General features: G+C 72.3%; 1 protein-coding gene. It reads left to right on the forward strand.

The genetic code is table 11. The features are described 5' to 3' along the window. The coding region (locus tag I6F37_RS41730; RefSeq protein WP_225154630.1) for a hypothetical protein at positions 1–419 on the forward strand (419 nt) is incomplete at both ends.

Below are 419 nucleotides of genomic sequence, written 5' to 3' on the forward strand. Positions count from 1 at the left end.
CGTCCTCGTCTGTGGCAGCGCCGATCGGGGCGATGACGGCGCCGCGCTCTCGGCGATCGCGCATGTCCTGCCGCAGCTGGACCACGCGATCTGCCAGCGCCTCGAGGTCCGGCGGTGCACCCAGCTCGACGCCACGGACCTGATCGACGTTCGCCCCGGCGAGTCCTGCCTCGTGCTCGACACCGTGGTCGGGGTCGAGGCTGGCAGCATCGTCGAGATGCCGCTCGGGGACCTCGTCTACGACAGTGCCGTTTCCCCGCGGTCCTCGCACGCCCTGCCCATCCAGCAGGTCGCGGGCATCGCCGAGGCGGTCCGCGGCAGCCTGCCAAGCGGCCTGTTCGTCGGCATCGGCGGCAAGTGGTTCGGGTTCGGGACGACGCGCTCTCGGGCGCTTCGCGCGGGCATGCCGGCCTTCGAGC

It is taken from the genome of Bradyrhizobium sp. NBAIM08 (assembly GCF_020193935.1).
Taxonomy (GTDB): domain Bacteria; phylum Pseudomonadota; class Alphaproteobacteria; order Rhizobiales; family Xanthobacteraceae; genus Bradyrhizobium; species Bradyrhizobium yuanmingense.